Source organism: Tamaricihabitans halophyticus (assembly GCF_004340875.1).
In the GTDB taxonomy this organism is placed as follows: domain Bacteria; phylum Actinomycetota; class Actinomycetes; order Mycobacteriales; family Pseudonocardiaceae; genus Tamaricihabitans; species Tamaricihabitans halophyticus.
Genome location: NZ_SLXQ01000006.1, coordinates 84,075 through 97,459 on the forward strand (window position 1 = coordinate 84,075; position 13,385 = coordinate 97,459).

The 13,385-nt window shown below is 67.3% G+C and carries 13 protein-coding genes; 7 read left to right on the forward strand and 6 right to left on the reverse strand.

Annotated features, from left to right (window positions below; translation table 11 throughout):
• Window positions 1-4: 4 nt before the first annotated feature.
• Together EV191_RS15580 and EV191_RS15585 are read right to left on the reverse strand one after the other, a co-directional pair.
• Window positions 5-1,618, reverse strand: coding sequence for a carboxyl transferase domain-containing protein (locus EV191_RS15580; protein ID WP_132877785.1), 1,614 nt, complete (start codon window positions 1,616-1,618; stop codon window positions 5-7).
• Window positions 1,619-1,730: 112 nt separating this feature from the next.
• Entirely contained in the window at window positions 1,731-2,519 is a 789-nt protein-coding gene (locus tag EV191_RS15585; protein WP_132877786.1) for an SGNH/GDSL hydrolase family protein, read from the reverse strand.
• A gap of 146 nt (window positions 2,520-2,665) precedes the next feature.
• On the opposite strand from EV191_RS15585, the gene EV191_RS15590 reads away from it, so the two are divergent.
• Complete coding sequence (locus EV191_RS15590) at window positions 2,666-3,274, forward strand: SACE_7040 family transcriptional regulator (protein ID WP_132877787.1); 609 nt, start codon at window positions 2,666-2,668, stop codon at window positions 3,272-3,274.
• A 155-nt stretch (window positions 3,275-3,429) separates the two neighbouring features.
• The gene (locus EV191_RS15595; RefSeq protein WP_243658997.1) at window positions 3,430-3,867 is read left to right on the forward strand and encodes a hypothetical protein; all 438 of its coding nucleotides are present in this window, start codon (window positions 3,430-3,432) and stop codon (window positions 3,865-3,867) included.
• A gap of 96 nt (window positions 3,868-3,963) precedes the next feature.
• On the opposite strand, the gene EV191_RS15600 is transcribed toward EV191_RS15595, so the two are convergent.
• Complete coding sequence (locus tag EV191_RS15600; protein ID WP_132877789.1) at window positions 3,964-4,356, reverse strand: VOC family protein; 393 nt, start codon at window positions 4,354-4,356, stop codon at window positions 3,964-3,966.
• 136 nt (window positions 4,357-4,492) lie between these two features.
• On the opposite strand from EV191_RS15600, the gene EV191_RS15605 reads away from it, so the two are divergent.
• From EV191_RS15605 to ald, 4 genes are all read left to right on the forward strand, one after another.
• Window positions 4,493-5,344 carry a helix-turn-helix domain-containing protein gene (locus tag EV191_RS15605; RefSeq protein WP_243658978.1) on the forward strand — a complete coding sequence of 284 codons (852 nt, stop codon included), beginning with the start codon at window positions 4,493-4,495 and terminating at the stop codon, window positions 5,342-5,344.
• 24 nt (window positions 5,345-5,368) lie between these two features.
• Window positions 5,369-5,629: a DUF397 domain-containing protein gene (locus EV191_RS15610; RefSeq protein WP_132877791.1), complete on the forward strand. Its 261-nt coding sequence runs from the start codon at window positions 5,369-5,371 to the stop codon at window positions 5,627-5,629.
• A gap of 3 nt (window positions 5,630-5,632) precedes the next feature.
• Entirely contained in the window at window positions 5,633-7,168 is a 1,536-nt protein-coding gene (locus EV191_RS15615; RefSeq protein ID WP_132877792.1) for a PucR family transcriptional regulator, read from the forward strand.
• 185 nt (window positions 7,169-7,353) lie between these two features.
• The gene (gene ald, locus EV191_RS15620; RefSeq protein WP_132877951.1) at window positions 7,354-8,469 is read left to right on the forward strand and encodes an alanine dehydrogenase; all 1,116 of its coding nucleotides are present in this window, start codon (window positions 7,354-7,356) and stop codon (window positions 8,467-8,469) included.
• 73 nt (window positions 8,470-8,542) lie between these two features.
• Here ald and EV191_RS15625 read toward each other — a convergent pair whose 3' ends face one another.
• From EV191_RS15625 to EV191_RS15635, 3 genes are read right to left on the reverse strand one after another with little or no spacing between them, the layout of a single operon-like run.
• Window positions 8,543-10,759 carry a xanthine dehydrogenase family protein molybdopterin-binding subunit gene (locus tag EV191_RS15625; RefSeq protein ID WP_132877793.1) on the reverse strand — a complete coding sequence of 739 codons (2,217 nt, stop codon included), beginning with the start codon at window positions 10,757-10,759 and terminating at the stop codon, window positions 8,543-8,545.
• Between the two features lie 2 nt (window positions 10,760-10,761).
• Window positions 10,762-11,733: an FAD binding domain-containing protein gene (locus tag EV191_RS15630; protein ID WP_132877794.1), complete on the reverse strand. Its 972-nt coding sequence runs from the start codon at window positions 11,731-11,733 to the stop codon at window positions 10,762-10,764.
• A 3-nt stretch (window positions 11,734-11,736) separates the two neighbouring features.
• Entirely contained in the window at window positions 11,737-12,399 is a 663-nt protein-coding gene (locus EV191_RS15635) for a (2Fe-2S)-binding protein (RefSeq protein WP_341539616.1), read from the reverse strand.
• A 78-nt stretch (window positions 12,400-12,477) separates the two neighbouring features.
• Between EV191_RS15635 and EV191_RS15640 the strand changes: the two genes are divergently transcribed.
• Window positions 12,478-12,963, forward strand: coding sequence for a MarR family winged helix-turn-helix transcriptional regulator (locus tag EV191_RS15640; protein WP_132877795.1), 486 nt, complete (start codon window positions 12,478-12,480; stop codon window positions 12,961-12,963).
• Window positions 12,964-13,385: the final 422 nt, after the last annotated feature.

Below are 13,385 nucleotides of genomic sequence, written 5' to 3' on the forward strand. Positions count from 1 at the left end.
GCGATCACATCCGGAAGACGCCGTAGCTGGCGTCGGTCAGCGCGGCGTTGGCGGCCGCGGACAGTGCCAGCCCAACGACCATTCTGGTGTCCTTCGGATCGATCACCCCGTCGTCCCACAGCCTCGCCGTCGAGTAGTACGGGTTCCCCTGCGCCTCGTACTGCTCCCGGACGGGTTCCTTGAACGCCTCTTCCTCCGATGTGGACCATTCGGTACCGCGACCCTCGAGCTGGTCCCGCCGCACCGTGGCAAGGACCGAAGCGGCTTGCTCGCCGCCCATCACGGAGATTCGCGCGTTCGGCCACATCCACAGGAAGCGCGGCGAGTAGGCCCTGCCGCACATCGAGTAGTTGCCCGCGCCGAACGATCCGCCGATGATCACGGTGAGCTTGGGTACCCGCGCGCAGGCGACCGCGTTCACCATCTTGGCGCCATGCTTGGCGATCCCACCTGCCTCGTACTCCCTGCCCACCATGAATCCGGTGATGTTCTGCAGGAACAGCAGCGGGATGGACCGCTGATCGCAAAGTTCGATGAAATGCGCGCCCTTGAGCGCGGACTCGGCGAACAGCACGCCGTTGTTCGCGATGATGCCGACCGGATGGCCGTGGATCCGCGCGAAGCCGGTGACCAGCGTCGTGCCGTACTCGGCCTTGAACTCAGCGAACCTGCTGCCGTCGGTGATCCGCGCGATCACCTCGCGCACGTCGTACGGCGTGCGGCTGTCGGTGGGCACGACGCCGTACAGCTCGTCCGGGTCCACGGTGGGCGCTTCGGTTTCGCTGACCTGCCATGGCCGGGGCGAGCGCGGGCCGAGGGTGGACACGATGGTGCGCATGATCCGCAGCGCGTGCGCGTCATCGTTGGCCAGATGGTCGGTGACACCCGACTGTCGAGAGTGGACGGCGCCGCCACCAAGATCCGCGGCGCTGACCACTTCCCCGGTCGCGGCCTTCACCAGTGGCGGCCCGCCGAGGAAAATCGTCCCCTGGTCGCGCACGATCACGGCCTCATCGCTCATCGCCGGCACATAGGCACCGCCGGCGGTGCAGGAGCCGAGAACCGCGGAAAGCTGGGGAATTCCGCGTGCGGACATGGTGGCCTGGTTGTAGAAGATCCGCCCGAAGTGCTCGCGGTCCGGGAACACCTCGTCCTGCTTCGGGAGGAAGGCGCCGCCGGAGTCGACGAGATAGATGCACGGCAAGTTGTTGTGTAGGGCGACCTCCTGAGCGCGGAGGTGTTTCTTCACGGTCATCGGGTAGTACGTGCCGCCCTTGACCGTGGCGTCATTGGCCACGATCACGCATTCCCGCCCGCTGACTCGCCCGATCCCGGTGATGATCCCGGCGGCCGGCGCCTCATTGTCGTACATCCCGGTGGCCGCGAGCGGGGCAAGCTCGAGGAACGGCGATCCGGGGTCGAGCAGCGTGTCCACCCGGTCCCGGGGCAGCAGTTTGCCGCGTTCGGTATGCCGCTGCCGGGCCCGCTCCGGGCCGCCGAGGCTGGCCTGGTGCATCCGGGCACGCAGCTCGCCGACCAGCTTCTCGTGCTCTACCACCCGCTGTCCGAATGCTTCGGACGTCCGATCCGCACCACTGGTCAGGATGGGCGCGTCCATCCAGCCTCCTCGCTAACACCGACGTTAGGGATCGTTAACCCAACGCCTATGTTAGCGAGCGCTAACCTAAACGGCAACGGACGGCATTCTTGAGGGATCTTGCGGGAGGGAGTTAGCCGGTGACCGCGGCGAGCGCTTCGTAGTAACCGTTCTGGCCTGCGACATTCGGGTGATAGGACTCGTCCGCCGGCAGCTTGACGCTGTGCAGCCACCAGTCGTCGGAGCAGATCCCGTGCCCGTCGAAGGCGGTCCGCACATCCACGAAGGTCACACCGGCTGCTTCGGCACGCTGCGCGGTGACCTCGACAAGGGTGTCCGCGGCTCCGTTGATCGCCTCGCGCTTCACCTCGCTCAGCCCGGCGTTGCAGGAGCCATCCAGCTCGTAGAAGCGCGGATAGCCGACCGCATACACCGTGGCGTTCGGTGCCCGTTCGGCGATCGCCGCGTACACACTGTCCAGTTTGGCCGGCAGCTCGGTGTTCACGAAGTCTTCGGCCTCGGCCAGCCGATCCAGGCAGCCCTGGTCCGAACTGGTGTTGCAGGTGATCATCACATCGGTGAACCCCGCGTCGTTGCCGCCCATGGTGACCGTGACGGTCGTGGTGTCCGCCGTCAGCGCGTCGAGCTGACCCTCGAGCACCTGGTCCGTGCGGGCGCCAAGACAGGCCTGGAAGTCGAAGGACGCGGCCTCGTTCGCCGCCGCCCACAGCTCGGGATAGGCGTTCGCACTGCGCTTGCAGTCGCCACTGTCGCCGTAGTCGCCGGCGCCTACGCCGGAGGCATAGGAATCGCCGAGGGCTACGTAGTTCTCCGCGGCTGGCGCGGCAACGGCGGGGGCCGCGAGCACGCTCACCCCGAGCGCCGCGGCGGCGGCGCAGATCAACGTCCGAACCATTCGCATGGCGGTCTCCGAATCCCCTCGGCTATCCGGTTGTCGAAAATTAGTCATACCGGAGAATCACCGGCCACACCACCACCATGCGAAGGATTCACCAAGTCGCCTTCGTACGGTTAATGAGCGCTAACCGTTGGGCTTAGGATGTCCCGATGCCACCCGCAGCCCAGTCGCCCCAGCCCGGCGCGCTTCGCGATCAGGAGAAGCCGACCCGCAGGGAGCAGATCCTCACCGCCGCCGCCGAACTGTTTGCCCAACGCGGTTTCCACGGCGTGGGCATCGATGACATCGGCGCGGCCGTCGGCATCTCGGGTCCGGCGCTGTACCGGCATTTTCGCAGCAAGGACGCGATGCTCGGAGAAATGCTGACCGGGATCAGCGAGCGGCTGCTGGACGGCGGGCGCGGCAGGGCCAGCGCCGCGAACTCACCCGAGGAACTGCTCGGCGAACTCGTCCGCTTCCAGGTGGATTTCGCGCTGGACAATCCGGCGCTGATCACCGTGCAGGAACGTAGCCTGGACAACCTCGCCGACGCGGACCGCAAGCAGGTGCGCAGCATGCAGCGGCAGTACGTCGAGGTGTGGGTCGGCGCGATCCGCGACGCGGTATCGGGCGTGTCCGAGTCCACCGCGCGCTCGGCCGCACATGCGGTTTTCGGCTTGATCAACTCCACCCCGCACAACCGATTCGATGATCGTGATCAAATGGCCTCGTTGCTGAACCGGATCGCGCTCGGCGCGTTGCGGGCAACAGCCGAATGACGGGGTGCGGTTGCGCGCCGCACTCGTTACGTTCAACACGGCGCACGGGACTGGTGTTCGGCGCGCCGGATTGGGGAAAGATAGCTCAGGTGGCCGACAGCCAGGAACCAGACAACAGCGAGCTCATCGCGAAAGCCAGCCTCGCGCTGGCCGCGATGCGTGCTGGCGCGGACAACGACGCCCTCGACAGGTTGATCACGCCGCATTCGGCATCACCCGGCCTTGCCGAGGCGCGCGAGATCATGCTGCTGCTGTTTGGCGAATGCAGTGGCATGGTCAGCGCATTGGGTTCTGGCGGCACCACGCCGGTCAAAATGCAGGTGTACGACGACGATGGGCAGGAAGTGCCGATCGATCAGGCCGACCCGCCGGTGCGCACCGCGGTGCGCACCCTGCTTGCCCAGGTGCACGGGGACGCGGAATCCGCGCGCGATCAGATCGAGATCGCGTTGACCAGTGCCGAGGCCGAGGAGGTCGCGAGCCTGATGTTGCAGGCGCTGCGCTGGACGATGCGGCTCGGCCTGGAATGCCTCGAGCGGGATCTGCCGGTGTCCCCGTGGATCAGCGAATCCCTCACCGACGCGCCCGACTGACCACGCCACCGACCGCAAGATCCCTAAAGATTGCGGTCACGGGGCGCCTGCGACCACGACAGACTCGCTAACCTTAAAGAACGCGGTGACGGAGCGTTAGTCGGCGGGTTGGCTGATCGCGATACGGGTGCCCTCGGAATCCTCGAACAGCGCCCACCAACCCCACGGCTGCTTACTGAGCGGCGTCGGGAAACTCACCCCATTGGCGGCAAGCTCCTGACAGGTTCGCTCCGGGTCATCGGCGTACATGAAAAAGTTCGCCGTAGGCAGCTCGGTGGGCACCTGGTCACGGGTATCGGGCTGGCCAGGCGCGCGCTTGCTCAGCACGATCGTCATCCGCTCATCGGGTGAACGCACTTCCAGCCAGCGGTTGCCCTCGCCGTAGGACGCGTCGGTCGCGACGGAGAAACCCACCTTCTCCGTCCAGAACGCGAGCGCCCGGTCCTGGTCATCCACGGTCAGTACGACCATATGCACACCACGAATCATGCGGCCGACGCTAGCACCGCCAACCACGGTTAGCCCGCTAAACGCGGTCCGCGACGGGTCGATGTGGGTGAAAGTTTCAGTTGCGGATTTGCGCCGCCTTACTGTGCGTGTAGGGATAGGCACGGGGAGGTGGCCTGTGGTCAGTTCAGCGCAAGGCAGATCAGCGCAACCGCCGTTTCGGCGCCGGCAACTGGGGCGCACGCTGCGCCGGCTGCGCGAGCGGGTGGGTATGACGCAGCACGAGGCGGCCACGAGGCTGGAGTTCTCGCTGTCCAAGGTGAGCCGGATCGAATCCGGACAGCGGCCCGGGCTGCACGAGTTCCGCGCGATGCTGGACATCTACGGGCTGCCGAGCGGCGACTGGGAGCCGTACCTCGACGAGTACCGGCGGGCCAAGGAGAACGGCTGGTGGCGGGCGTACGGGCTGAGCGATCAGGGCTACGTGAGCATGGAGGACGAGGCATCCAGGGTGCGCGAGTTCCAGAACGGCTTCATCCCTGGACTGCTACAAACCGAGGCCTACGCCGAGGCAATCTTCGCCGCTTCCGGCATGCTGCGATCGCGCCACACGATCGAAAACCAGATCGCGGTTCGGATGCGCCGGCAGGACCGGCTCACCACCCAACCCGCGCTGCGGCTGGACACGATCATCGACGAGACCGTGCTGCGTCAGCGGGTTCCGCCGCAGGTCATGCGCGCGCAGCTGGCGCTGATCGTGGAGCGATCCAACCTGCCGAACGTCAGGGTGCGGGTGCTGCCCAGGGATATCGAACCGCATGACGGCCAGTACGGCGCGTTCATCCTGCTGGATTTCCCGGAACCGGCGGATCCGGAGATCGCCTATGTGGAACACGCCTTCGGTTCGGTGCATATCGAGGAGGCGGAAGACGTGCGGGCCGCTAGACTGAGGTTCGACCAGCTGGCCGAGCGGGCGCTCGGCGAAACCGATTCGCTGCGCCTGCTCGATCGGCTGGCCAGCAGAACCTGACAGAGCGGGAAGGGGCCACCAGCCATGTCCACTATGGACCTCGCCGGGCTCCGGTGGCGGAAGAGCAGCTACAGCAACGGCGGCAACAACGGTGCCTGCGTCGAAGTGGCCTTCGGCACGGCACACTGGCGGAAGAGCAGCTACAGCAACGGCGGTAGCAATGGCGCCTGCGTCGAAGTCGCGCTCACCGGTCCGGCCACGGCGGTACGCGATTCGAAGCACGCCACCGGCCCCGTGCTCGTCTTTGGCGCGCACACCTGGCGAAACTTCCTGGCCAGCGTCTGAGCCATGATCGATGTGCGCAGCGTGGTGGACCGCGTCGGGACCACGCTGTTGCACGCGAGCTACGTCCCGGACAAGCCACGCGGCGTCAGCGATGTGGTGATCGCCGAGCCAGACGGCCGCACCCAGATCGGCAGCGGTGACCTGGTGCTCGCGGTGGCCGCGAACACCGCCGCCGATGCCGTCCGACTCACCGAACAGTGCGGCGCGCAGGAAGCCGCCGCGCTACTGTGCAAACCGCCGCTGGCCAAACGCGTCGGGGTGCAGCGGGCGGCACGCCAGGCCGGTACCGCGCTGATCGAGGTGCGCGCCGGCACCTCGTGGACTCAGCTGGTGCTGCTGCTGCGCGGCGTGCTGGACGACGCGAGCGACGAGGTGCACGCGCCGGAGGGCGAGCCTGGCTCGGCCGATCTGTTCCGGATGGCCGACGCGGTGGCTGCCGTGGTGGACGCGCCGGTGACCATCGAGGACGCGAACTCCCGGGTGCTGGCCTACTCCGCCCGGCAGGACCGCACCGACCCCGCGCGAGTATCCACCGTGATGGGCCGGCGGATCCCGAACGACGTGATGGCGAAATTCCGTTCCCGTGGCGTGTTCCGGGATCTGTCCAAGGGCAAGCAGACGATCTACGTGCCCGAGCAGCCGGACGGCACGCTGCCCAGGCTGATCGTGCCGATCCGGCTCGGCGGCGAACTACTCGGCTCGATGTGGGCCGTGGTGCCCGGCCCGGTCGCCGAGGAGCGCGCAGCCGCGTTCGCCGATGCCGGACCAGTGGTCGCGCTCCAACTGCTGCGCAGGCGCGCGCGGGCGGGCGCGCGGCAGGCGCGGGTTGCCGAGCTACTGCGCGGGCTGTTGCAGGGCACCGGCAGCAGCAAACTGGCCGCCGCCGAGATGGATCTGGTCGCCGGGCCATACCGGGTGGTGGCCATCGACGCGGTCAACGCCGAAGCGCCGGATGCCGAAGGGGTGCGGCTGGCGCTGGCCGAACGCATCGCGCGCGGCGTCGGCGCGCCGCTGGTGACCGAAGTGGACGGACTGCTGTACGCGATCGTGCCAGTGGATTCCTGGTCCCGGTTTCGCGAAGGGCTAGCCACCGAACGTAACCACGGCAGCCTGGTGGCCGGTGCGGGTGAACCCGTCGGGCTCGCCGAGCTGCCGCGCTCGCGCGGGCAGGCCGACGAGACGCTGGGGCTACTGCATGCCGGTCTCGTCGCTGGCCCGGTGGCCGATCACGGGCAGGCCTGGCAGGTGCTCACGCTGCATCGGCTCGCGGTGAACGTGGGAAGCGGGCTCACCGAACTCGGCCCGCTCGAGTCGCTGCGCGCGCACGATTCGGCGAACGGCACAAACTATGTGGACACGCTCTACGAATGGTTGCGCCACCCAGGTGACCCGCGCGCGGCCGGCGAAGCACTGTGCATTCATCCGAATACGCTGCGCTATCGAATGCGCAAGGTTCTCGCGATCACCGAGATCGATCTAGATGACCCGGATACCAGACTGGCGCTGCTCGCCCAGCTGATCGCGCTGCGCTGGAACTAACTCCGTCACGCGAATGGGTAAGGCCCTGCCGGTGAGCGAGCTGCGTTGTGCTTGCAGCACAACAGCCTGCCGAAGCACTCGTTTTGATGGAACGATGACAGCGGGTGTGTGCTATCCCATTCTTGGGGTTAATCGCACCCGCGCGCCGCGGTGTACTCCGCGTGCCCCCACCGGAAGGCAGCATCATGAAGATCGCCGTTCCTGCCGAAGTCAAGCAGCACGAATACCGGGTCGCGCTGACGCCGGCCGGGGCACATGAACTCACCGCGCGGGGTCACGACGTTTTCGTCCAGGCGGGCGCGGGGCTGGGCTCGGCGATCCCCGATGAGGAATACCTCGCGGCCGGCGCGAAGATGCTCGCCACCGCCGAGGACGTCTGGGCCGAAGGCGAGATGGTGCTCAAGGTCAAGGAGCCGATCGCCGCGGAGTACCCGAATCTGCGTGCCGATCAGGTGCTGTTCACCTATCTGCACCTGGCGGCCGACGAGGCGCTGACCCGCCGGCTGCTGGACGCGGGCACCACCGCGGTGGCCTACGAGACCGTGCAGCTGCCGGACGGCAAGCTTCCGCTGCTCGCACCGATGTCCGAGGTCGCGGGGCGGTTGGCGCCGCAGGTTGGGGCGTTCGCGTTGCTGCGGCCCTCGGGTGGCCGGGGGTTGTTGCCCGCTGGTGTGCCGGGGGTTTCGCCAGCGCGTGTGGTGGTGATCGGCGGGGGTGTCGCCGGGGTGAACGCGGCGCGTATCGCGCTCGGGCTGGGCTCGGACGTGGTGGTGCTGGACACCAACATCGAGCGGCTGCGCCAGATCGACTCGGAGTTCGGTGGGCGGGTTCGGACGCTCGCGTCGAACAAGCTCAACCTCGAGCAGGCGGTGCTTGACGCGGACATGGTGATCGGCGCGGTGCTGGTGGCAGGGGCGCGGGCGCCGAAGCTGGTCAGCAACGAGCTGGTGGAGCGGATGAAGCCGGGCAGCGTGCTGGTGGATATCTCCATCGACCAGGGCGGCTGCTTCGCCGATTCGCGGCCGACCACGCACGATGAGCCGACCTACCGGGTGCACGACTCGGTGTTCTACTGCGTGGCGAACATGCCCGGCGCGGTGCCGAGCACTTCGACGTACGCGCTGACCAACGTGACACTGCCGTACGCCGTCGCGCTGGCGGACGCGGGCTGGCAGGCCGCGCTACGCGCGGACCAGCCGCTCTCGCTCGGGCTGAACACGCACGCGGGCGCGCTGACCAACGAGCCGGTGGCGCAGGCGCACGGACTCCCGCACACCGAGCTGTCCAGCGTCCTCGGCTGACCGCTCCCCGACCCGCGTTTCTGAGGAATCTTGCGGTGACTGCGCGTGATCGCGTTCTTTAAGGTTAGCGGGTTTAGAGGAGCTTTTCCGGGGTGATCGGCAGCTCGCGCACCCGTTTGCCGGTGGCGTGGAAGACCGCGTTCGCGATCGCCGGCGCGATCCCGATCGAACAGATCTCGCCGAGCCCCTTCGCGCCAACCGGATGCGCCTCCGGCTCGTGCTCGCCAACGAACAGTGCGCGCACATCGCCGATATCCGCGTGCACCGGCACGTGGTAATCGGTGAGCGCGGGCGTGATCAGCCGACCGGAAACGGGATCCGGCACCAGCTGCTCCATCAGCGCACCACCCATCGCGAAGATCATCCCGCCGCGCGCCTGGTTCGTCGCCGTCTTCTCGTTGAGCACCCGTCCACAGTCGAACACCCCGACATGCCTGGCCACCCGCACCCTGGACAGCTGCCGATCGATCCGCACTTCGACGAAATGCGCGCCGAACGTCGCCCGCTCGACCGCGCTCTCCTCCTCTGGCTGATACTCACCTACCCGGCGCAGCGCGCCAATGCCGTGCCGGTCAAGCAAATCCACATAGGTCTCCCCGCGGCTCGGATCCGCCCGTAGGAGCAACCGTCCATCCCGCACGTCCACCGCATCCTCTTCGGCACCGTGCAACGGCGATTGCGTGTCCCGGATCGCCAGCCGGATCGCCGCCACGCGCACCCGCCGCGCGCCGAGGTGCACCGCGCTGCCCGTGCTCCCCGACGTCATCGAGCCAAAGGTCGGCGCGCCCTGCGGAAGGTCGGTGTCACCGGCCTTAATGGACACCCGATCCGGCGACACCCCCAGTCCGGATGCGGCGACCTGCACCATGGTGGTCAATGTGCCACCGCCGATTTCCTGCGTACCGGTACGGACTTCGGCGGTGCCGTCCGAGGAGATCTCCACCCGCGCGGCCGCCGGCGCGGAATGTTCGGCCCTGATCCCGGAAGCCATGCCATAGCCAACAAGGTCGTTTCCGTCCCGCAGCGTTCCCGGCTCGGCCTCGCCCCACGACCACCCGAACTCCGCCGCGCCGACCTCATAACACCGCAGCAATCGCTTGCCACTGAAGGGTTTCCCGCTCTGCGGATGCCGCTCGGCGTAGTTCTTGCGGCGCAACTCGAGTGGGTCCATACCGAGCTCGTAGGCCAACTCATCCATCGCGCATTCCACCGCGAACTGGCCGGGCGTGTCTCCCGGCGTCCGCATCGCGCCCGACGTACCGATGTTGACCTTGGCCACCTGCGCCCGCGCCGCGAGGTTCGGTACCGCGTACAGCGCCGGGGTGGACTGAATCGCCGGTTCGTTCCGGTCATCGGTTGGCGAGGTCGCGTTAACGGTGTCATGGGTGATCGCGGTGAGTGTGCCGTCGCGCCGCGCGCCGAGCCTTACCCGCTGGATCATCGCCGGCATATGCCCGGTGCCGGTGAACACCTCCTTTCGGTTGAGGGTCAACCGCACCGGCCGGCGCACCACGCGCGCGGCCAAGGCAGCCAACAAGGTATGTCCCCAGGTATACGACTTGTTCCCGAATCCGCCACCGATCAGCGAGGAGATCAACCGGACACTCTCGACTGGCAAGCCGAACGCGGTGGCCACCGCTTCCCGGTGCGCGAACACGCCCTGGCTCGAATCGTGCAGCGTGAGCTGGTCGCCATCCCAGGAAGCCAGCGTGGAGGAGGGTTCCATCGGCGCATGCGAGATGGTCGCGGTGCGATATTCCCGGTCCACCCGTACCGGCGCGGACCGCAAGGCCGCGACCGCATCGCCCCTGCGGTGCTCGGTCGGAAACCGATCCGGGTAAGGGCCGGTCGGTGGATAGGCATCCGCTCTCGCCGCGTCCAAATTGGGCACCGGCTGGCCCAGCTGGTAATCAACGAGCACCAGGCTCGCCGCGTATTCGGCCTGGTGCAAGGTATCCGCGATGACCAGCGCCAGGCATTGGTTGCCGAAGTGGATGCGGTCGTCGGAAAGCGGCAACCGGCTCTCCGCGTAGTACGGGATCGCTGGCTGTCCCCGCCACCTCGGCACGTTCTGGTGCGTGAGTACGGCCAGTACGCCGGTAGCCCGCTCAGCCTCGCGCGTATCGATACGCCGCACCCGGCCAGCCGAGATCTGACTGGGCACCTGCACCGCGTGCGCGGCCCCCTGAGCCGGCACGTCGGCCGTGTACACCGCACGACCGGTGACCTTCGCCAACGCCTCCACCCGGTTGATGTTCGCGCCAATGGGTTCCACCCAGCTCCGCGTCATCGCTACTCCAGCTCACTCAAGGCACGCCGAACGACCCTGCGCACCAGTTCGACCTTGTACTCGTTGTCTTTTCGCGGCGTAGCACCACGAACCGCCGCCGCGCTGGCCGCCGCGATCGAGTCCTCGTCCAGCCGGTTGCCGACCAGCGCGCGTTCGGCATGCTCGGCACGCCACGGTTTGGGCGCCACGCCGCCGAGTGCGATCCGCGCGCCGAGCACCACGGTGCCGGCACGTTCGATCACCACGGCCGCGGAAGCCAGCGCGAAGGCGAACGAGGCGCGATCCCGGAACTTCACGTAGTTCGAGACCCGGCCACGCCCGGCGGCGGGCAGCTCGATGCCGGTCACCAACTCGCCGTCGCGTAACGCACTGACCCGATGCGGCGTATCGCCGGGTAGCGGATGAAACTCCCGAATCGGGATCCGCCGCGCGCCAGCAGGTCCGTGCACGAGCACCTCGGCCTCGAGCGCGCTGAGCGCGACCGCGAGATCGGAGGGGTGCACGGCGTTGCAGGTATCGGATACGCCGAAGATGGCCTGCTTCGCGCTGTCGCCCCGCAGCGCGGCGCAGCCGGTGCCCGGGTCCCGCCGGTTGCATGCGAACTCCGGCAGCCGGTAGTAGGCACATCGGGTCTGCTGCAGGATATTGCCGCCGAACGTGGCCATATTCCGGATCTGTGGGGAAGCTCCGGCCCGCAACGCGGCGACCACCAGGGGGTACTCGGCGGCGAGTCGTCGGTCGTCGACCGCGTTCGGGCACAATGCGCCGATCCGCACCCCGCCGTCGGGCTGCCATTCGATCTCGGTCAGCCCAAGGTCGCGGAGGTCGAGCACCCTGGAAGGTTGCTGGATGCCGTCGCGCATCAAGGTGACCAGATCAGTGCCGCCGGCAATCACCCGCGCGCCCTCGTCCTCGGCAAGGATGCGAACGGCCTCGGCGAGATCACCCGGGCGGTCCAGTTGGAATGTCCGCATCGGTCAGCCCTCCCCGCGCGCGTCGCGGATTGCCGCGGTGATGTTCGGATAGGCGGCACAGCGGCAGAGGTTGCCGCTCATCAACTCGGGAATCTCGGCGTCCGGCACATCCGGTCGCTCGTTCAGCAGGCCAACCGCGGAGACGATCTGCCCAGAGGTGCAGAACCCGCACTGGAAACCGTCGCGCTCGATGAAAGCCTGCTGCACCGGATGCAGCCGGTTGCCCTCGGCCAGCCCTTCGATCGTGGTGATCTCGCGCTGCTCATAGCGCGCGGCGAGGGTCAGGCAGGCCAGCGTTCTGTCCCCGTCCACCAGGATGGTGCAGGCACCACACGCTCCCTGGTTACAGCCCTTCTTGGTGCCGGTAAGCCCGATGCGCTCGCGGAGCACGTCCAGCAGGCTCGCCCTGGTGTCCACATCCGTGGTGCGGGCCTGCCCGTTCACGGTGAGGGTGATCTTTCGGGTGTCCGGCGGCGGCGCGGCCGCGGCGGCGAGCTCGGTCGACTGACTGGCTACGGCCGTGCCACTACCGCCGAGCATCGTGGCGCCGGCCAGCCCTGCACCCGCGGAAAGCCCGCCGACCAGGAACGTCCGCCGGCTCGCCCCGATCTGCTCGCGCTGTTCCGAGACCGGTTGCCTTCCCTCGAACTTCCTTCTTGAACGCACTCGTCCACCTCACTGCTCACTGTTGAAGGACAGAGTTCTGTCAAACATCAGTGTTCAGAGTCAAGGTAAAATTCTGGTATGACCCTGGCCCCCGATGACCGCGTTGGCTTTCACGTCAAACGGGTCGAGCAGGAACTGATCGCGCTGAAGACGCTGGTGCTGAAGCCGAGCGGACTGACGGTTCCGCAGTACTCGGCGCTGGTCATGATTTCCCTGAACCCGGGGGCCACGGCAGCGGCGCTGGCCAGGTTCAACATGGTGACTCCGCAGACAATGGCCACGATCCTGACGAATCTCGCGGACAAGGGGCTGGTGGAGCGCAAGCCGGATCCGTACCACCTGAACTCGATTTCGGTGGAGCTGACCGACTACGGAAAGCAGATCCTCGCGACCGCGGACCAGGCGGCGGTATCTGTTGAGCGCACCCTCGGGGCGGCCTTCACCGACGAGGAACGTGAAACGCTGATCAGCCTGCTCGCGCGCTGCTCGGACACCCTGCACGCGCAGGCGGCGGAACACGACGGCGGCAACGCGGCGATGCGGCCCTATCGCGGATCCAATTGACGTTCCGCGACAAACCGCAAGATCCCTAAGAAATGCGGTAACGGACTGCGGCTGCCGCGCCCCTCACCAACGTCATCTCTTCAGACTGCGGTCACATGAGTAGCAGAATAGGGGCAGCCCGCTCAACCAGCCTGGGGGTCACCGGGAGCGGGCCGCCGCCATTAAGCGTAAGCAATACAGCGCCGTTTCGCCTCCCCCAGCGCCGATTTTTCCCGGAATGTTGTCCACGCAACATCTGAAGACTCGGTGAAGTCCTGTCTGACCACAGTTGACAAGCGCCTGTCCGGGAACCGACCGAACCGACAGGAAGCGGCGAAATCGGCCGGTCAGGGTGGCTCACCAGGACCGGCGATGCTTACCCCTATACACGCGGGCTACCTCTGATGAGGAAAGATGACGCCTTCCAGACAGCAGAGTACGTC

Excerpts from the sequence above, each read along its gene's own strand:
- EV191_RS15580 (WP_132877785.1), bottom strand. The coding sequence starts at position 1,618 with ATGGACGCGCCCATCCTGACCAGTGGTGCGGATCGGACGTCCGAAGCA.
- EV191_RS15640 (WP_132877795.1), top strand. The coding sequence starts at position 12,478 with ATGACCCTGGCCCCCGATGACCGCGTTGGCTTTCACGTCAAACGGGTC.
- EV191_RS15590 (WP_132877787.1), top strand. The coding sequence starts at position 2,666 with ATGCCACCCGCAGCCCAGTCGCCCCAGCCCGGCGCGCTTCGCGATCAG.
- EV191_RS15625 (WP_132877793.1), bottom strand. The coding sequence starts at position 10,759 with ATGACGCGGAGCTGGGTGGAACCCATTGGCGCGAACATCAACCGGGTG.
- EV191_RS15585 (WP_132877786.1), bottom strand. The coding sequence starts at position 2,519 with ATGCGAATGGTTCGGACGTTGATCTGCGCCGCCGCCGCGGCGCTCGGG.
- EV191_RS15615 (WP_132877792.1), top strand. The coding sequence starts at position 5,633 with ATGATCGATGTGCGCAGCGTGGTGGACCGCGTCGGGACCACGCTGTTG.
- EV191_RS15610 (WP_132877791.1), top strand. The coding sequence starts at position 5,369 with ATGTCCACTATGGACCTCGCCGGGCTCCGGTGGCGGAAGAGCAGCTAC.
- EV191_RS15600 (WP_132877789.1), bottom strand. The coding sequence starts at position 4,356 with ATGATTCGTGGTGTGCATATGGTCGTACTGACCGTGGATGACCAGGAC.
- EV191_RS15595 (WP_243658997.1), top strand. The coding sequence starts at position 3,430 with ATGCGTGCTGGCGCGGACAACGACGCCCTCGACAGGTTGATCACGCCG.
- EV191_RS15630 (WP_132877794.1), bottom strand. The coding sequence starts at position 11,733 with ATGCGGACATTCCAACTGGACCGCCCGGGTGATCTCGCCGAGGCCGTT.
- ald (WP_132877951.1), top strand. The coding sequence starts at position 7,354 with ATGAAGATCGCCGTTCCTGCCGAAGTCAAGCAGCACGAATACCGGGTC.